General features: G+C 59.3%; 17 protein-coding genes. 10 read left to right on the top strand and 7 right to left on the bottom strand.

Annotation, left to right across the window (positions count from 1 at the left end; all coding sequences use genetic code 11):
* The first annotated feature begins 125 nt into the window (after positions 1-125).
* The 4 genes from NL64_RS30315 to NL64_RS02685 all read left to right on the top strand — a co-directional run bounded on the left by NL64_RS30315 (position 126) and on the right by NL64_RS02685 (position 5,044).
* Positions 126-302 (top strand): DUF6026 family protein, encoded by a 177-nt coding sequence (locus tag NL64_RS30315; protein WP_172668634.1) that lies wholly within the window; start codon positions 126-128, stop codon positions 300-302.
* 199 nt (positions 303-501) lie between these two features.
* Positions 502-2,247 (top strand): phosphoethanolamine transferase CptA, encoded by a 1,746-nt coding sequence (locus NL64_RS02675; RefSeq protein WP_034146609.1) that lies wholly within the window; start codon positions 502-504, stop codon positions 2,245-2,247.
* Positions 2,248-2,481: 234 nt separating this feature from the next.
* Positions 2,482-4,722 carry a TonB-dependent siderophore receptor gene (locus tag NL64_RS02680; RefSeq protein ID WP_034146610.1) on the top strand — a complete coding sequence of 747 codons (2,241 nt, stop codon included), beginning with the start codon at positions 2,482-2,484 and terminating at the stop codon, positions 4,720-4,722.
* A gap of 106 nt (positions 4,723-4,828) precedes the next feature.
* Complete coding sequence (locus NL64_RS02685) at positions 4,829-5,044, top strand: hypothetical protein (RefSeq protein WP_034146611.1); 216 nt, start codon at positions 4,829-4,831, stop codon at positions 5,042-5,044.
* 131 nt (positions 5,045-5,175) lie between these two features.
* Here the strand turns inward: NL64_RS02685 and NL64_RS02690 are convergent, their stop codons facing one another.
* From NL64_RS02690 to zapE, 3 genes are all read right to left on the bottom strand, one after another.
* Positions 5,176-5,667 carry a GNAT family N-acetyltransferase gene (locus NL64_RS02690; RefSeq protein ID WP_034146612.1) on the bottom strand — a complete coding sequence of 164 codons (492 nt, stop codon included), beginning with the start codon at positions 5,665-5,667 and terminating at the stop codon, positions 5,176-5,178.
* Between the two features lie 163 nt (positions 5,668-5,830).
* A complete protein-coding gene (locus tag NL64_RS02695; protein ID WP_034146613.1) occupies positions 5,831-6,412 on the bottom strand; it encodes a DinB family protein in 582 nt (193 codons plus the stop codon).
* Positions 6,413-6,430: 18 nt separating this feature from the next.
* Entirely contained in the window at positions 6,431-7,549 is a 1,119-nt protein-coding gene (gene zapE / locus NL64_RS02700) for a cell division protein ZapE (protein WP_034146711.1), read from the bottom strand.
* Positions 7,550-7,719: 170 nt separating this feature from the next.
* On the opposite strand from zapE, the gene NL64_RS02705 reads away from it, so the two are divergent.
* Positions 7,720-8,772 carry an aldo/keto reductase gene (locus tag NL64_RS02705; protein WP_034146614.1) on the top strand — a complete coding sequence of 351 codons (1,053 nt, stop codon included), beginning with the start codon at positions 7,720-7,722 and terminating at the stop codon, positions 8,770-8,772.
* A gap of 98 nt (positions 8,773-8,870) precedes the next feature.
* Here the strand turns inward: NL64_RS02705 and speB are convergent, their stop codons facing one another.
* Both speB and NL64_RS02715 read right to left on the bottom strand, forming a co-directional pair.
* Positions 8,871-9,830 (bottom strand): agmatinase, encoded by a 960-nt coding sequence (gene speB, locus NL64_RS02710; protein WP_034146615.1) that lies wholly within the window; start codon positions 9,828-9,830, stop codon positions 8,871-8,873.
* Between the two features lie 13 nt (positions 9,831-9,843).
* A complete protein-coding gene (locus NL64_RS02715; RefSeq protein ID WP_034146616.1) occupies positions 9,844-10,935 on the bottom strand; it encodes a polyamine ABC transporter substrate-binding protein in 1,092 nt (363 codons plus the stop codon).
* Positions 10,936-11,036: 101 nt separating this feature from the next.
* On the opposite strand from NL64_RS02715, the gene NL64_RS02720 reads away from it, so the two are divergent.
* From NL64_RS02720 to NL64_RS02730, 3 genes are all read left to right on the top strand, one after another.
* Positions 11,037-11,930, top strand: coding sequence for a LysR family transcriptional regulator (locus NL64_RS02720; protein WP_034146617.1), 894 nt, complete (start codon positions 11,037-11,039; stop codon positions 11,928-11,930).
* Positions 11,931-12,189: 259 nt separating this feature from the next.
* Positions 12,190-13,662, top strand: coding sequence for a nucleobase:cation symporter-2 family protein (locus tag NL64_RS02725; RefSeq protein ID WP_034146712.1), 1,473 nt, complete (start codon positions 12,190-12,192; stop codon positions 13,660-13,662).
* Positions 13,663-13,721: 59 nt separating this feature from the next.
* Positions 13,722-14,183, top strand: a complete 462-nt coding sequence (locus tag NL64_RS02730; RefSeq protein WP_034146618.1) for an LEA type 2 family protein — start codon at positions 13,722-13,724, stop codon at positions 14,181-14,183.
* Between the two features lie 14 nt (positions 14,184-14,197).
* Here the strand turns inward: NL64_RS02730 and NL64_RS02735 are convergent, their stop codons facing one another.
* Positions 14,198-15,121, bottom strand: a complete 924-nt coding sequence (locus NL64_RS02735; RefSeq protein WP_034146619.1) for a carbon-nitrogen hydrolase family protein — start codon at positions 15,119-15,121, stop codon at positions 14,198-14,200.
* Positions 15,122-15,205: 84 nt separating this feature from the next.
* On the opposite strand from NL64_RS02735, the gene NL64_RS02740 reads away from it, so the two are divergent.
* Positions 15,206-16,114: a LysR family transcriptional regulator gene (locus tag NL64_RS02740; protein WP_034146620.1), complete on the top strand. Its 909-nt coding sequence runs from the start codon at positions 15,206-15,208 to the stop codon at positions 16,112-16,114.
* An 18-nt stretch (positions 16,115-16,132) separates the two neighbouring features.
* On the opposite strand, the gene NL64_RS02745 is transcribed toward NL64_RS02740, so the two are convergent.
* Positions 16,133-16,387, bottom strand: a complete 255-nt coding sequence (locus NL64_RS02745; RefSeq protein WP_034146621.1) for a hypothetical protein — start codon at positions 16,385-16,387, stop codon at positions 16,133-16,135.
* Positions 16,388-16,550: 163 nt separating this feature from the next.
* Here NL64_RS02745 and NL64_RS02750 point away from each other — a divergent pair, with 163 nt between their 5' ends.
* A complete protein-coding gene (locus tag NL64_RS02750) occupies positions 16,551-16,868 on the top strand; it encodes a DUF883 family protein (protein WP_034146622.1) in 318 nt (105 codons plus the stop codon).
* The last annotated feature ends 66 nt before the right edge of the window (positions 16,869-16,934 follow it).

Here is a 16,934-nt window from a genome sequence, read left to right on the forward strand (position 1 = left end):
CGACCATGAAAAATAAAAAAGTTCCCTTCGGGGGCAAAAGAAATCAAAATTGGCGCCGATAGTAGATTAGCCTCTGATTTCGGAGGCAGTCCTACAGTTGAGACACGCCATTTGCGAGGTGAGCAATGGGCACAGTACACACCGCACTGCCAGCACAAACCCTTTACGTCACTATCCGTCGCGACGAATTGCGCCAGTTGAAAGACGAGCGCGATCAGTTGAACCAAGAGCTTGCTCAACTGCGCTTGCTGGTCCAGGGCCAACAGCCCTTACCGGTGACCCAACGCGCTCCCCACGCCTGACGCTCCTCGCTTGAATCGGAAGCAGCCGTTCGCTGTTTCCGATACGCCATCGTTCCTTGCCTACGCTACAACTCACAAAGTTTTCACATTCCCTTGTTGATACTCCGGTTCCTTGTGGCCGCTCGGTTTCCGTGCGCCCTCCGTTCGTCGGTGACTTCGGTGGCCTGACGGTGGAAGTGAATATTGGCTGGAGCGTGGAATGGCTTGGTTTAAACGCAGCGAGACGTCTGCGAAGGGTTTCGATTGGGCAGGGTTTCTCTGGTTGTTCCTGTTCTTCTGGTATTTTTCCGGTATCACCCAGCTGCTGATTCAACTGACGGGAACCTCCGGCTTTACCGGATTCCGCCAGGCATTTGTGATGAGTGCTATCTGGCTTGCGCCGATGCTGTTGTTCCCCAAACAAACGCGTGTCATGGCGGCGCTGATCGGCGTGGTGCTGTGGGCTTGCTCCATGGCCAGCCTGGGTTACTTCTTCATCTATCAGCAGGAATTCTCCCAAAGCGTCATCTTCATCATGTTCGAGTCGAACGTGTCTGAAGCGGGCGAGTACATGACCCAGTACTTTGCCTGGTGGATGGTGCTTGCCTTCCTCGCTCACACAGCCTTTGCCTACTTCCTGTGGACACGCTTGCGCCCGGTGTACCTGCCTCGCGGCCAGGCACTGGTGGCTGCAACGGCCATTGTGGTGGCAGTGATCGGTTATCCGCTGGTCAAGCAAACGCTGCGTACCGGCAATTTCGCCGACGGCTTCGAGAAGTTCGAAACCCGCATCGAGCCGGCAGTGCCGTGGCAAATGGCAGTGGCCTATCACCGTTATCTGGACACCCTGGCCGGCATGCAAGACATGCTCGACAGCGCCAGCAAGATCCCGCCGCTGCACAACCTCAAGGACTCGATGGCCAACCAGCCCGCAACCCTGGTGCTGGTGATTGGCGAATCCACCAACCGTCAGCGCATGAGCCTGTACGGCTATCCTCGGCAAACCACCCCGGAACTGGACAAGCTCAAGGATCAACTGTCGGTCTTCGACAACGTCATCACCCCGCGCCCCTACACCATCGAGGCGTTGCAGCAAGTGCTGACGTTCGCCGACGAGGATAATCCCGAGCTGTACCTGTCGACGCCGTCGCTGGTCAGCATGATGAAACAGGCCGGTTACAAGACCTTCTGGATCACCAATCAGCAGACCATGACCAAGCGCAACACCATGTTGACGACCTTCTCCGAGCAGGCCGACGAGCAGGTGTACCTGAACAACAACCGCAACCAGAACGCCGCCCAGTACGATGGCGACGTGATCGAGCCGTTCAACAAGGCGCTGGCCGACGCTGCACCGCGCAAGCTGATCGTCGTGCATTTGCTCGGCACGCACATGAGCTACCAGTACCGCTATCCGTCGACCTTCGACAAGTTCAAGGATCGCAACGGCGTACCGGCGGGGGTGCGTGACGATCAACTGCCGACCTACAACAGCTATGACAATGCGGTGCTGTACAACGACTTCGTGGTCTCGAGCCTGATCAAGGATTACGCCAAGACCGACCCGAACGGCTTCCTGCTGTACCTCTCGGACCATGGCGAAGACGTTTTCGACTCTGCGGGTCATAGCACCCTCGGGCGGAACGAAAACAAACCGACGGCGCCGATGTACACCATTCCGTTCATGGCCTGGGCCTCGCCGAAATGGCGCGAAACCCATGACTGGAGCTTTGCCGGGGATCTGGGGCGGCCGTACAGCAGTTCGCATCTGATCCACACCTGGGCGGACCTGGTGGGCCTGAGTTTCGATGAACTGGATCGCAGCAAGAGCGTGGTCAGCGACAGCTTCAAGCCACGGCCATTGCTGATCGGCAATCCTTACGAGCGTCAGCAGCGGCCATTGATTGATTTCAGCCTGATCAAGCCCAAAGGGGCGCCAGTAGTGTCCGGAGTCGTTCAACAGTAGTTCTGATACAACGCAAAACCTGTGGGAGCGAGCCTGTTCGCGATAGTGGTAGATCAGTCAACATCAATACTGACTGTTCCGACGCTATCGCGAGCAGGCTCGCTCCCTCAGTTGTTTTGGGTTGTAGGAAACTTCGCAAGATAATAATTATTCTCGTTTAAGTCTAAATCCCTCTGCCCTCCTTCGTCTTTGAACAAACGGAATTTTTCCATCGACGACAAGGAGTCGGCTGCGATGTTCGCGCCTATCACCCGTTCCATGACTTTTACCCTCGGCCTGTTCAGTGTCGCTTTCAGCCCGGATTTGCTGGCTGAAACCGATCCTGAAAAAACGACGCTGCCCACCACGCTCATGCTCGGCGCCACCAACGTGACCGCCCGGAATCTGGGCAGCACCACCGAAAACACTGATTCGTACACCACCGGCGCCATGAGCACGGCCACCCGCCTGCCCCTGTCGATCAAAGAAACACCGCAATCGGTGTCCGTCGTCACTCGCCAGCAAATGGACGACTTCAAACTCGGCACGTTGTCCGAAGCCATGAGCCAGACCACCGGGATTGTGGTGCAGCACAACGACTCGGATCGGGTTAGCTATTCCTCCCGCGGTTACACGATCAACAATTTCCAGATCGACGGGATGTTGAATACCTTCAGCTACATGAAGTCCGATTCCGACACCATCATCTACGACCGCATTGAAGTGGTACGCGGGGCCACCGGCCTGACCACGGGCGCGGGCGACCCTTCGGCCACCATCAACATGGTGCGCAAACGACCGACCGCGCAGTGGGACGCCAAGACCGGCGTCAGTGGCGGCAGCTATGACGATTACTACAGCTATCTCGACGTTGGCGGTCCTCTGGCTTTCGATGGGCGCCTGCGCGGGCGCGGCGTGGTGGCCTACCGTGACAGCGATTCCTACCGGGATAAATACCAGCAGCAGCGGGAAGTCGGTTACGGGGTGCTCGAAGCCGACCTGACCGATGACACCGTACTGGCCGTGGGTTACGACTATCAGAACAAGCACGTCCAGGGCACGTCCTGGGGCACCGTGCCGTACTGGAACGCCGACGGCAGCAAGGCCAACCTCGGACGCTCGACCAACATGGCGACGTCCTGGAGTTCCTGGCCGCTCAAGGACAAAACCGCATTCGCCAACATCGATCATCAACTCGGCGGCGGATGGCAGCTCAAAGCCGCGTACACCCATCGCGAGAGCGATACCGACGGCAAGATTTACTACGCCGGTGGCGGCTTTCCGGAAGCTGATCGCAGCGGCATGGTTGCCAACGTCAGCCACATGATCGGCACGCAAAAAATGAAAGCCTATGACTTCAACGTGTCCGGTCCCTACACGCTGTTGGGCCGCGAACACGAAATGATGGTCGGCTATGGCGAAGCCGAACGCAGCGAAGAAAGTCCCTACACGCAAGACGGTCCAAGAGCCGCGGATTACGAAAACGTCCCGGACTGGAAATACATGGGCAACATCGGCAAGTTTCCCGACACCGTCACCCGCCTGACCGGAGCCAAGGACAGCACCCGGCAAAAGGCCGGCTACCTGGCCACGCGCCTGACCCTCACCGATGAGCTTCACGCCGTACTCGGCAGCCGCTACGGCAGCTGGAAAGCGTCGAGCACCACCAACAGCTATGACGACACCCTCCAGTTGAGCGGCGTCGATCACAGCAGCCAGCAACACAACGACATGTGGACGCCTTACGCCGGGCTGCTTTACGACCTGACCCCGGAGTACACCGCTTACGTCAGCTACACCGACATTTTCAAACCGCAAACCAACCGCGACAGCAGTCGCAAATACCTGGAACCGGTGGTGGGCAGTAATTATGAACTGGGTCTCAAGGGCAGCCTGCTGGAGGAACGACTGAACCTCGCCACGGCGCTGTTCTGGAGCAAGCAGGACAATGTCGCGGAACTCGACGACTCGGTGCCGCCGGACCCGGTCACTGGTGAGGAGTTCTACACGTCAGGCGGCAAAGGCAACAAGGTCCAGGGTTTCGAAGCCGAATTGTCCGGCGAGGTTTTAAGCGGCTGGAACATGACGGCCGGCTACACCTACACCCACTCGGTCAACGGCGAGAAGGAACGCACCAACACCAACCAGCCGTTGAACATGTTCCGCTTCTCCACGGCGTATCACCTGCCCGGCGAATGGCAGGCGTTAACCGTGGGTGCCGCAGTGAACTGGCAGAGTGACGTCTTCCGTAGCGCCAACCGCCCAGTGGGGCGTCGCGCCGATGGCAGCGTGATCACCGAACGCACGGACATCAAGCAGGAGGCCTATACCGTGGTCAACCTGATGTCGCGCTACGAATTCGACCGACACCTCTCGGCTTCGCTGAACGTCAACAATCTGTTCGACAAGAAGTATTACGACAACGTCGGTTTCTACAACGGTGTGTATTGGGGCGACCCGCGCACGGTGACCCTGAGTCTGGACTGGAAACTCTAAGGGTTATTCATTCCCATTTAACGGAATCGGCGGATAATGTGCGCTCGACATCGATTCATTGGTTCATGGACGAAAAGCATCCGACCGCTGTAGTGGGAGGCACACCATGAAACGCACCACGTTGATCCTCGCCGTCCTGATGACATTCGGCTCCGCCAGCGCTTTTGCCGAAGGCGGGGCCGAACGCATGCGCTACTACTACGAAACCCTGCGTTACAACCAGCAACTGGCCTTGGGCAACATCACGCAAAGTCAGGCGACGGAATTGCGAGTCCCGGACGACCAAACCGCGCAAATGACCGAATCCTACAGACCGAAATGATGGTTACACCGCTGATTGCCTTTCTGTAGGAGCAAGCCTGCTCGCGATGGACTCAAGGACAACGAGCGGTATCTGATGCCCCGCGTCACCGTTGACCTCCATCGCGAGCAAGCTCGCTCCTACAGTCGGGATTAAAGCGCCTTGATCCAGAACATCATGCGCCCGTGCGCCGGGTCGAACTCGCCCGGGGCAAAGCCGAACTTACCGTAGGACGCCTGCGCCACCGCATTGCCTTCGAGCACTTCCAGGGTGATTTTGCAGCAGCCGCGCTGGCGGGCAATCTCTTCGACTTTCTGCAACATGCGCTGGCTCAGCCCCAGTCCGCGAAACTTCGGCACTACCGCCACATCGTGCACGTTGACCAGCGGCCGGCAGGCGAAGGTCGAAAAGCCTTCGAAGCAATTGACCAGCCCGGCCGGTTCGCCGCCGACGAAGGCCAGCACACTGAACGCATGGGGACGCTTGGCCAGTTCACCCGGCAGGTGCTCCAGCACAGTGGCCGGCAAGGAATGGCCGCCACCCATTGGATCTTCGGCGTAACTGTTCAATACCAGGCCAATGGCCTCGGCATGCACCGGATTGGTGTAGCTGGCCTGAAGCACAAGAATTTCTGCGAAATCCATTTCCATCCTCGATTACACATTAGGTAGCCCCAGTACGTCACTCGCACTGGAAAGCGTGGCGAACATATCGCGGGCGTGGTTGTGCCAACAAGCCTTGAAGATCAAAAGATCGCAGCCTGCGGCAGCTCCTACAGGGGATTTGTGTAGGCGCTGACTTTTGCTCTTAATGCCCCCAAACCAAAGCTTCGGTCCAGCCCAACTCGGCAAAATCCTCTGCCCGCAGCCGCGACTCACCCGCGCAAAAAAACTCGTCCAGTTGCGGCGGCTTGACCGAGGTGCCACTGAGCATCGCGTGGACCTGCCCCCGATGATGGATCTGATGCTCGAACAGGTGCGACAGCAGGCGCAAGCGGCTGTCGTATTGCGGCGTGTCGCGGGCGATGGTCACGACTTTGCCGAGGTCGGCATCGCGCATTTGCTCGCAATAGGCAATCAAGCGTCGGTCCACCTGGGCCTGTTCGCGCTTGAGGTCGATCGCTTGGCTGAACGGCTCATCGTCCTTGAAGAACACGTAACACTCGGGATGCGGATCATCGCCGCGCAACTCGCGCTCAAGGGCATCCACGTAAAACCAGTCGCACGTCAGGATGTGGTTGAGTGTTGCCCTGAGGCTGGGAAAGAAGCTGACTCGAGGCGCTGCCAATTCATCCTGGCTCAACTGACACCAGGCCTTGGCCAGTCGGTGATTGGCCCATGCGTTCTGGTAGGCCATGGTCAACAAATGGTGAGACAGAGGTTGATTCATTTTCACGCCTCCTGGATTTCACGCCTCGGCGAAACGCTGCAACTGCATTTCTTGAAGGCGGCTGAGGGTGCGGCGGAACGGAAATTCCAGGTAGCCCTCGGTGTAGAGCGAATCCATGGGCACCTGCGCTTCGAGGTACAGCGGCACTTTGCGGTCGTAGCACTCGTCGACCAAAGCGATGAAGCGCCGCACTCCGTCGTCATGCACCGACAACTGCGGCAACTCGCGGTCACCGGCGACGACTCGCTCGACCCCGTCTTCAGTGCCCCGAGCGATACGCCCTTGCCGTTTTTGCGCGCTGAGGTTGGGTACGTCACTCAACAGAATAGCGCTGAAGGTGTCGCACAGGGCCATGAAATCCATCGCGGCAAAGGGCTGCTCGCAGAGATCGGCGTAACGACACCACAGCACTTTCTGGCTGGCCTGCAGCACATTGAGCGAACGCAAACCCACCTTGATCGGTTCGCTGGAAACCGCTTGGCCAACGGTCAGCACTTTGAACACGTCATCCAGTGCACTGGGCTGTCCCGGCGCGGCGACCCAGTAACGCTGCAAACCCTGGCCCGGATGCAAACGATGATCTTCCCCGCCGTCCACCGCGATCACCTGCATGTGCTGCTTTATGGCGGCGATCGCCGGCATGAAACGGTCGCGGTTGAAGCCGTCGGCGTACAACTGGTCGGGCGGCAGATTGGAAGTACAAACCACCACCACGCCCTGCTCGAACATCACCTGGAACAGGCGCCCGAGAATGATCGCATCACCAATATCATTGACGAACAACTCATCGAAGCAGAGGACGCGCACTTCTTCGCTCAGTTCGCGAGCCAAGGCCTTTAGCGGGTCGGCGGTACCGGTCAGCTGAAATGAACGTTGGTGCACCCAACCCATGAAATGATGAAAGTGCTGACGCCGGGCCGGCACCCGCAGGTGTTGGTAAAACTGGTCCATCAACCAGGTTTTGCCGCGCCCGACCGGGCCCCAGAGGTAAACGCCCATGAGCGGCGTCCGTCCCTCATGCAGTGCCTCGTGGCACTTCTGCAACGCCCAGACGGCATGTTCCTGAGCCTCGTCCTGGACGAAGCCCTTTTGTTCGATGGCATGTTGCCAAGCGCTGAGTGGGGAGTCGACATTCATGCGCGGCAGTATGCCACCGCTCAACCGTGCCTTTCAGTGAAATGTCCGTCAGTCGCCTGCTTTTCAGCAAAGGGAAAAGCGCCTTGACGCTAGATATTATTGGCATCATATTTAATACATGTTGCCAAACATTTAAATCACGCCTCAGCGTTCCTTTCAGGAGTCATCCCATGCATTACAAAGTCTTTGGCCGTAAAACCGGCTTGCGGGTTTCCGAACTGGCATTGGGCGCCGGCAACTTCGGCACCGGTTGGGGCCATGGCGCTGAGCGTGACGAAGCCAAGCGCATCTTTGACGGCTACCTGGAGGCTGGCGGTAATTTCATTGACACCGCCAACGGTTATCAGGGTGGTCAATCGGAAGCGATGCTCAGCGAGTTCATCACCGCCGAACGCGATCACCTGGTCATCGCCAGCAAATACACCTTGGGCACCACGCCGGCAGCGGGCATCTCCCACACCGGCAACAACCGCAAGAACATGGTTCGCGCCGTGGAAGAGAGCCTGAAACGGTTGAACACTGATCATCTAGACCTGTTCTGGGCGCACATGAGCGATGGCGTGACGCCGATGGAAGAGATTCTTCGCGGTTTCGACGATCTGGTACGCGCCGGCAAAATCCACTACGCCGGATTGTCGAACTTCCCGGCGTGGCGCATTGCTCGCGCCGATCTGCTGGCCGAAGTGCGCGGTTTCGCGCCGATTGCGGCGATTCAGGTCGAGTACAGCCTGGCCGAGCGCACCGCAGAACGCGAACAATTGCCCATGGCCGAAGCGCTGGGCCTGGCCGCGACCTTGTGGTCACCGCTGGGTGGCGGCTTCCTCACCGGCAAATACCGCAACAGCGAAGGCGATAATCGCGCAAGCAAACTGGGGATGCTGGTTCACGCCGAGAAAAGCGCCCGTGAAACCGCCCTCCTCGACACCTTGCTGGCCGTTGCCGCAGAACTGGACGCCAGCCCGACCCACGTGGCCATCGCCTGGCTGCGGGAAAAAGCCAAGCGCTCGACCACAACGCTGATTCCAATCCTTGGCTCGCGGACCCGTGAACAACTGGATGCGACCCTGGGGGCGTTGAATGTGCAATTGGGTGTTGAGCAGTTGGCGCGGCTCGATGGGATCAGCGAAGTGGCGAAAGGCGTGCCGCATGAATCCATTGAAGGCTCGTTTGCGCGGTTTAGCGGGGGTGTAACGCTGGACCTGCCGAAAATCCCTGTCGCCTGAAAAAGCATCGCGGGCAAGCCCGCTCCCACAGGATTGACGCTATCCCTGTAGGAGCGGGCTTGCCCGCGATGGCGTCGTTAGACTCACCGCGATCGGCGTTACCGGTCAACCTTATGCTTCGCCGCATAAAGACACAGCATCTCCATCGCCAATGTCGCCGCCGCCAGCGAAGTGATCTCCGCGCTGTCGTAGGCCGGCGCCACTTCCACCACGTCCATGCCCACCAGATTGATCCCACGCAACCCACCGAGAATTTCCAGCGCTTGCACCGTGCTCAAGCCACCGCACACCGGCGTTCCGGTGCCTGGAGCGAAGGCCGGGTCGAGGCAGTCGATATCAAAGGTCAGGTACACCGGGTTGTCCCCGACCCGTGCGCGAATGGCTTCGACAATCGCATCAATCCCACGCCGATGTACCTGCCGTGCATCCAGCACCTGGAACCCCTGATGATCGTCATTGGTGGTGCGCAAGCCGATCTGCACCGAGCGTGACGGATCGACCAGGCCTTCCTTCGCCGCATGCCAGAACATGGTGCCGTGATCGATGCGCTTGCCCTCTTCGTCCGGCCAGGTGTCGCTGTGGGCGTCGAAGTGAATCAGCGACAATGGACCATATTTACGCGCATGAGCCTTTAGCAGCGGATAGGTGATGAAGTGATCGCCGCCGAAAGTCAGCATCGCGCTGCCGGCATTGAGGATGTGCTCGGCGTGAGCCTCGATACATTCCGGTGTCGACTGCTGCGAACCGTAATCGAAGTCGCAGTCACCGAAGTCGACCACTGCCAGATGATCGAACGGATCGAAGGTCCACGGCCAATGACGCTCCCAGGCGATCCCGGCGGACGCGGCCCGGATACCGCGCGGCCCGAAACGTGCACCGGGGCGGTTGCTGGTGGCGGTGTCGAACGGCACACCGCTCACCGCGACGTCGACACCGCGCAAGTCACGGCTGTAGCGACGGCGCATGAAACTGGTGATACCGGCGTAGGTGCTTTCGGCGGCAGTTCCGTAAAGGCTGTCACGGGTGATGGCTTGATCGTTCTGCATCGGCACGTCCATCTCAGGTTCCTTATTATTGGCGGGTACGGAATGTGGTCCACACGCGGGTGCGCTGGCGCATGTCCTTGAGGCTCATGCTGCGGTCGGCGTACAAGCGGTCACGCACATCGGCGGGTGGGTAAATGTCCGGATCAGTACGCACCGCCTCGTCCACCAGTGGCGTGGCGGCCTGGTTGGCGGTGGCAAAGAACAAAGTGTTGGTCAGTGCCGCAACCGATTCGGGACGCAACATGAACTCGATGAACTGGCGCGCGGCTTCGGGGTGTGGCGCGTCCTTTGGGATCGCCAGGTTGTCCTGCCACACGAGGGTGCCTTCCTTGGGAATCCGGTAGGCAATTTCGTAGGGTTTATTGGCCTTGCGCGCCTGATCCGCGGCCAGGCTCGTATCGCCGTTGTAAGCCAGGGCCAGACAGACGCTGCCGTTGGCCAGATCGTTGATCTGCCGCCCACTGGCGACGTACAGCACCGAAGGCTGCAACTGATGCAACAGCGCTTGCGCCGCGTCGAGATCATTTTTGTCGGTGCTGTAGGGATCCTTGCCCAGATAGTGCAACGCCAGGCCGATTACTTCTTGCGGCGAGTCAATGATCGCAATGCCGCAGTCTTTCAGTTTGCTGGCGTATTCCGGTTTGAACAGCAGATCCAGGCTATTGAGCGGCACGTTCGGCAGACGCTGCTGTACCGCTTCGACATTCAACCCCAGCCCCAGGGTGCCCCACGTGTAAGGCACGCCATATTGATTGCCGGGATCAACGGCCGCGAGTTTCTCCAGCAGGTCCGGGTCCAGATTGGCGTAGCCCTTCAGGCCATCGTGCGGAATGGCTTTCAGCGCACCGGCCGCCAAACCGCGGGCCAGGACACTGGACGACGGCACCACCACGTCATAGCCGCTGCCGCCGGTGAGCAGTTTGGTTTCCAACACTTCCGGTGCATCGAAAGTGTCGTAGCGCACGTGAATGCCGGTTTCCTGCTCGAAACGCTGCAAGGTTTCGGGCGCCACGTAGTCGGCCCAACTGTAGAGGTTGACGACTTTTTCCTCGGCCTGGGCCGTTGCGGCCATGGCAAGGAACAGCGCGGGTAAACACAGCTTGAACGAGGGAGCCATGACGAACACCTGACCAGAGGAAGTGGTGGCAGGATGCGTCGTCGGATACATTGGTGAAATATCAAGTTAATTAACCTGACATTACCCAGGAGTAATGTTTGATGCTCGGTCAACTCCACGATCTGGATCTGCAACTGTTACGGCTGTTTGTCAGCGTCGTGGAATGCGGCGGCTTCAGCGCGGCCCAGGGTGAGCTGGGCCTGAGCCAGTCGAGCATCAGCCAGCAAATGGCCAAGCTCGAAACCCGCCTCGGTTATCGCTTGTGCAGTCGTGGCAAGGGCGGATTCAGGATCACGCCCAAGGGTGAACAATTGCTCAGCGCCACACGTAGCCTGTTCGACTCCATTGAAGCGTTCCGCCATCTATCCAACGGCGTGGCCGGACGCTTGATCGGTGAGGTGCGCCTGGGACTGTCCGAAGCGTTGGACCAATCGGTGTTGCAACAGGTGGCCGAAGCGATCCGGCGCTTTCGCGAGCGCGATCAGTCGGTGCGCATCGAGTTGATCAGCGCCATGCCGGGGGACATGGAACGCTTGCTGTTGCAACAGCGGCTGGATCTGGCCATCGGCTATTTCTCGCAAGTGCAAAGCGCCTTTGACTACCGCGAACTGTTCACCGAAACCCAGCATCTGTATTGCGCCCCCGGCCATCCGCTATTCACCGATGACGCGCCGGATGACCAGGCGCTGCAAGCCTGCGACCGGGTCGATCACCCTTATCGCTTTCTGCGCAGCGACGAACCATTCCAGGGCAAGTTGTGTTCGGCGCGCTCGGAACAGGTGGAAGGCACCCTCGCCTTCATTCTGTCCGGAAAACATGTCGGGTATTTGCCGAATCACTTCGCTCGCAGCTGGGAAGACAAAGGCCTGCTCAGGGCCGTGCGGCTCGACGACATGAGTTTCGACGTTACGTTTCACCTGGCGCGTCATCGCGCCCAGGTGCCGGGGGATGCGCAGAAGGCATTTGAAGAGGATTTGCTAGAAGCATTTTCGTGAACAACCGAGATCTCTGTGGCGAAGGAGCTTGCTCCCGCTCGATTGCGCAGCAGTCGTAAAACGGGTACATGCGGTTTGACTGAAAAGACGTGATTGCAGGTTTTGGGGCCGCTGCGCAGCCCAGCGGGAGCAAGCTCCCTCGCCACAGAGGTTGGTGCGCGTCGATATTGCGCAGTTCCAGACATTGCCCTCAATTCACACTGCTGGCATCCTGCGCCTCCATTTTCTGACCCCGGCCCGCCCTCTGGCCCCCACAACCATGACTGTCTCTGAAAAACCCCCTGCCTCGCGCCACAGTGACCTGATCTACGGCCTCAACGACCGTCCGCATCTCACCGCCACGGTCTTCGCCGCCCTGCAGCATGTACTCGCCAGTTTCGTCGGGATCATCACCCCGACGCTGATCATGGGCAGCGCCCTGGGTCTGCAAAGCGAAATCCCCTACCTCATCAGCATGGCGCTGTTTGTTTCGGGCCTGGGCACCTTCGTACAGGCGCGGCGTTTCGGTCCGGTGGGTTCCGGGTTGCTGTGTCTGCAAGGCACCAGTTTCTCGTTTATCAGCGTGATTCTCAGTGCCGGGTTCATGGTCAAGGCGCGGGGCGGCGGCACTGATGAAATTCTCTCGACGATTTTCGGTGTGTGCTTCTTCGCGGCGTTCATTGAAGTGGTGCTGAGCCAGTTCATCGGCAAGCTGCGGATGCTGATTACCCCGGTGGTCACCGGCACCATCATCACGCTGATGGGCCTGTCGCTGATCAAGGTCGCCATGACCGACATCGCCGGCGGCTTCGGCGCGGTGGACCTCGGCGCAGCCAGTCATCTGGGCCTGGCGGCGCTGGTGCTCGGGACTATCGTGGTGTTGAACCGAGTGGATGTGCCGTTCCTGCGTCTTGGCGCAATTGTCATCGGCCTGACCCTCGGCTACGTGGCGGCCTGGTTGATGGGCCACGTCGACTTCGCCAGCCTGCCCGCCGTGCCACTGATGAGCGTGCCGGTACCCTTCAAGTACGGTTTCTCTTTCGATTGGGTGGCGTTCGTGCCGGTGGCGGTGATTTTCCTGGTATCGCCGCTGGAAGCCGCAGGCGACTTGACTGCCAACTCGATGATTTCCCGGCAGCCGGTCAAAGGCCCGGTCTACATCCGCCGGATCAAATCCGGGTTGTTGGCTGACGGTCTCAACTCGGCCATGGCTGCCGTGTTCAACAGCATGCCAATGGTGACCTTCGCGCAGAACAACGGCGTGATCCAGCTGACCGGCGTGGCCAGCCGCTACGTGGCGTTTTTCATTGCCGGATTGTTAGTGGTGTTGGGCTTGTTCCCGATGATCGGCGCGGTGCTGCAACTGATGCCGAAACCGGTGCTCGGCGGCGCCGAACTGGTGATGTTCGGCACTGTGGCGGTAGCCGGGATCAAGATCCTCGCCGAAGCCGGCCTGCATCGGCGCAACATGCTGATCGTGGCGATTTCCATCGGCATGGGCCTGGGTGTGGCAGCGGTGCCGGAAGTCCTGCGTGAATTGCCGAAGGCGTTGCACAACATTTTCGAGTCGCCCATCACCGTCGGCGCGCTGTGCGCAATCGTTCTGAATATCTTCCTGCCTGAAGAGTTCATTGAGCTGGAAGAAGACGATTTCGATCCGGAAGCCTCGATCCTTCAGGTCATGGAAAACCCGGATGTCCCGACCAAGGGTGAACCCGCGACACCCGTGGCGGTTGCACAATTGAACCGCTAGACCACGCTCAAGGACTGAGCCGCCGGCGGTTCAGTCCTTTTTCCTAAGAGTTCACGCCCATGCGCAGTATCCACGCGGTCATCCTTTCCCTGCTGTTGCTCACCTTGAGCGCCTGTGCGGTATACCCCAACAACGATCCGCTGAACATCAACGTGGTCGACATTCTGCCGCTGCAAAGCCAGGACATGGAAGTACGGTTTGCGGTGAAGATTCGCGTGCAGAACCCCAATGGCACCAGCGTCAACTACAACGGTGTGGCGCTGGACCTTGAGATCAACGGCCATCCCTTTGCCTCCGGTGTCAGCGATCAGTCGGGTTCCATTGGCCGATACTCGGAAACGGTGTTGAGCGTGCCAGTCAGCGTGTCGGCGTTTTCGGTGTTGCGGCAAACCTATGGCCTGACCCAACTGCAGACCCTGAACAACATGCCCTACCTCCTGCGCGGCAAACTGGCGGGAGGGTTGTTCGGTACGCGGCGCTTCATGGACAGTGGCAAGCTGAGCCTGTCGGTGATCAAGTGAACTCCTACAGAGGGTTATTCGGTGAATTTCACGCCGGGTTTGGCGCGTTCATCCACTGTCAATTCGAAGATGTCAGGGCGGGCGTAGTGACCGACGACGTCATAGTCGTATCGCGCGCGAATCAGGTCATCCGTGTCGATTTCAGCCGTGAGCAACCCCACCTCGTCGCGCAACGGTCCGGCCAGAATGTCGCCCATCGGCCCGATGATCACGCTGCCGCCCGCAATCAGCGGTCGCTCGGCCGGCCAGTTGGCGATGTCCACGCCCAAGGCTTGCGGGGAATCCTGGACCTGACAGGCGCTCACCACGAAGCAGCGCCCTTCATGGGCAATGTGGCGCATGCTCACCTGCCACATCTCACGCTCATCCACCGTCGGAGCGCACCACACCTCCACGCCTTTGGCGTACATCGCGGTGCGTAGTAGCGGCATCATGTTTTCCCAACAGACCACCGCACCAATCCGTCCAACTTGACTGTCGATCACTGGCAAAGTCGAGCCATCGCCCTTGCCCCAGATCAAGCGTTCGGTGCCGGTCGGCATCAACTTGCGGTGCTTGCCGACCAGTCCCGCCTGCGGATCGAAATACAGCGCAGTGCAGTACAACGTGCTGCCCGCGCGCTCGATAACACCGAGCACCAGATTGGCGCCGGTGCGCGCGGACAACCCGGCCAATGCTTCGGTTTCCGCACCGGGTACGTCGATGGCGTTGGCGAAATAACGGGCAAAGGCTTCGCGTCCTTCCGGTAACCGATAACCCAATTGCGTGCCGAAACCCTCACCTTTTGGATAGCCGCCGAGCAGCGCTTCAGGCATCACCACCAGTCCGGCGCCGGACTCGATGATCTCGCTTTCATACGACAGGATCTGCTCCAGGGTCTCGGCCTTGCCACCGGGCAAAGCGCCAATTTGCAGGGCTGCAACAATTGACTTGGGCATCGCGGTAACTCCGTTGGCATCAGGTATTGCTCATTCTCAAGCGCCACGGGATCATGAATAAAGCCCCGCCCACTGCTGAATGATATGAACCAAATGAATATCGCCGACATTGACCTCAACCTGCTGAAAGTCCTCGAAGCCCTGCATGAAGAGTCCAGCGCCAGCCGCGCCGCGTTACGTCTGGGCGTGACGCAATCGGCGGTCAGTGCGGCATTGCGGCGGTTGCGCGAAGTGTATGGCGATCAGTTGTTCGTGCGCACTGGGCGTGGGCTCGCGCCAACGCTCAAGGCCAATCAATTGAAACCGGTGGTCAGTGAGGCGCTGAACAAATGCCGGCAGAGCCTGGCGATGGTCGACCCGACTGCCCATCACTACGACGGCCGTTCCGTCACGGTCGGCATGTCGGATGATTTCGAAATTGCCTACGGTCGGCGACTGATCGAAGAAATTGCCAACTGCGCACCGAAGTTGCGGCTGATCTTTCGCCAGACCCACAGCCAGATCGTCGCCCAGGCCTTGATGGAACGCAGCATCGATCTGGCGATCACCGCCGGCGGGTTTGCCGAGCGCTTGCTCAGCCGTCAGGTGCTGGGTGAAGGAAATTACTTGTGTCTGGTCGATCCGCGCAGTCTGTCCGAGGGGCAGCAGACCATCAGCCTTGAGGAGTTTGTCGCCCGTGAGCACATCCTCGTGTCGTCGGGCGGTTTTATCGGTATTACCGACGAGGGCTTGGCGGCAATAGGCTTGAGTCGGCGGGTCTGTGCCTCGACCACACACTTTGCAGCGTTGCCGCATTTGCTCAAGGGCAGTGACGCAGTGGCGACCATTCCGGCGCATGCGGCGCGAAGCATCGCGGCACTCACTGGTTTGGCGCTGCTGCCCTGCCCTCTGGCCTTGCCGCGCTACCCGATCGAACTGGGCTGGCGCACCAGCACCCAGCTCGATCCGGTGGTGTTGAAAGTGCGTGAGGCGATCGTCGCAAGCTTTCTGTAGGAGCTGCCGCAGGGGGATTTATTTGCTGGCGGCCATCAGGCGATTGACTTCACTGCGCACCATGTTCGAGAACTCCGGCGGCGACATGCCATCCAGTTCGGCACGGACCCACTCGGCCCATTTGCCTTTGCGCTTGGCGCGCTCACCAAACAACCGTGCGGCCTCGCCCTTGGCTTTGCCCAGGTTGTTTTGCCAGAGTTCGAACAGACGGGATTTCTCGTCCTCAAGCGCAGCGCGCTCGGCAAGGGGTTTGTCGGCCAGATTGAAGCTCATGGGAATTTCCTGCTGCGTAAAATAGGCGACATCTTACACTGTAGGACGAATCGTCCTGCTCTGGATTTCTTCGGAAGTGGGCCGACGCGCGAAATCGCTGCAACTTTTTCAAGTGCGGCGGACTCCATTGTTCACTGTCCACTTAACTGCAAGGAGTACTTTAATGGCCCGTAGAACCGCCGCACAGGCTGCCGAAGAACAAATCAAGGACCAAGCCTTCAGCGAATTGCAGGCTCTGATCGAAGAGTCGGAAAAACTGCTCAAAAGCAGTGCCTCACTGGTCGGTGAGGAAGCGGAAACACTGCGTGGGCAAATCGCCCTGAAACTCCAGCAAGCCCGGGACTCGGTGACCAGCGTCCGTGACCGTACCAAACCAGCGGTCGAAGCCACTGAGTCGTACATCGGCGGACATCCTTGGCAAACCGTGGCCGTCTCAGCCGGTTTCGGCCTGGTGGTCGGATTGCTGCTGGCACGCCGCTAATCCACACCCACAAATTTGTAGGAGCCGGCTTGCTGGCGATGGCGTTCTTGAGGACGCCATCGCCAG

Origin of the sequence: Pseudomonas fluorescens (genome assembly GCF_000802965.1) — a bacterium.
GTDB classification, from domain to species: Bacteria; Pseudomonadota; Gammaproteobacteria; order Pseudomonadales; family Pseudomonadaceae; genus Aquipseudomonas; species Aquipseudomonas fluorescens_A.

What these genes read in the sequence shown, in the direction of transcription:
- NL64_RS30315 (WP_172668634.1), top strand. Translation starts at nt 126, where the DNA reads ATGGGCACAGTACACACCGCACTGCCAGCACAAACCCTTTACGTCACT.
- NL64_RS02675 (WP_034146609.1), top strand. Translation starts at nt 502, where the DNA reads ATGGCTTGGTTTAAACGCAGCGAGACGTCTGCGAAGGGTTTCGATTGG.
- NL64_RS02680 (WP_034146610.1), top strand. Translation starts at nt 2,482, where the DNA reads ATGTTCGCGCCTATCACCCGTTCCATGACTTTTACCCTCGGCCTGTTC.
- NL64_RS02685 (WP_034146611.1), top strand. Translation starts at nt 4,829, where the DNA reads ATGAAACGCACCACGTTGATCCTCGCCGTCCTGATGACATTCGGCTCC.
- NL64_RS02690 (WP_034146612.1), bottom strand. Translation starts at nt 5,667, where the DNA reads ATGGATTTCGCAGAAATTCTTGTGCTTCAGGCCAGCTACACCAATCCG.
- NL64_RS02695 (WP_034146613.1), bottom strand. Translation starts at nt 6,412, where the DNA reads ATGAATCAACCTCTGTCTCACCATTTGTTGACCATGGCCTACCAGAAC.
- zapE (WP_034146711.1), bottom strand. Translation starts at nt 7,549, where the DNA reads ATGAATGTCGACTCCCCACTCAGCGCTTGGCAACATGCCATCGAACAA.
- NL64_RS02705 (WP_034146614.1), top strand. Translation starts at nt 7,720, where the DNA reads ATGCATTACAAAGTCTTTGGCCGTAAAACCGGCTTGCGGGTTTCCGAA.
- speB (WP_034146615.1), bottom strand. Translation starts at nt 9,830, where the DNA reads ATGGACGTGCCGATGCAGAACGATCAAGCCATCACCCGTGACAGCCTT.
- NL64_RS02715 (WP_034146616.1), bottom strand. Translation starts at nt 10,935, where the DNA reads ATGGCTCCCTCGTTCAAGCTGTGTTTACCCGCGCTGTTCCTTGCCATG.
- NL64_RS02720 (WP_034146617.1), top strand. Translation starts at nt 11,037, where the DNA reads ATGCTCGGTCAACTCCACGATCTGGATCTGCAACTGTTACGGCTGTTT.
- NL64_RS02725 (WP_034146712.1), top strand. Translation starts at nt 12,190, where the DNA reads ATGACTGTCTCTGAAAAACCCCCTGCCTCGCGCCACAGTGACCTGATC.
- NL64_RS02730 (WP_034146618.1), top strand. Translation starts at nt 13,722, where the DNA reads ATGCGCAGTATCCACGCGGTCATCCTTTCCCTGCTGTTGCTCACCTTG.
- NL64_RS02735 (WP_034146619.1), bottom strand. Translation starts at nt 15,121, where the DNA reads ATGCCCAAGTCAATTGTTGCAGCCCTGCAAATTGGCGCTTTGCCCGGT.
- NL64_RS02740 (WP_034146620.1), top strand. Translation starts at nt 15,206, where the DNA reads ATGAACCAAATGAATATCGCCGACATTGACCTCAACCTGCTGAAAGTC.
- NL64_RS02745 (WP_034146621.1), bottom strand. Translation starts at nt 16,387, where the DNA reads ATGAGCTTCAATCTGGCCGACAAACCCCTTGCCGAGCGCGCTGCGCTT.
- NL64_RS02750 (WP_034146622.1), top strand. Translation starts at nt 16,551, where the DNA reads ATGGCCCGTAGAACCGCCGCACAGGCTGCCGAAGAACAAATCAAGGAC.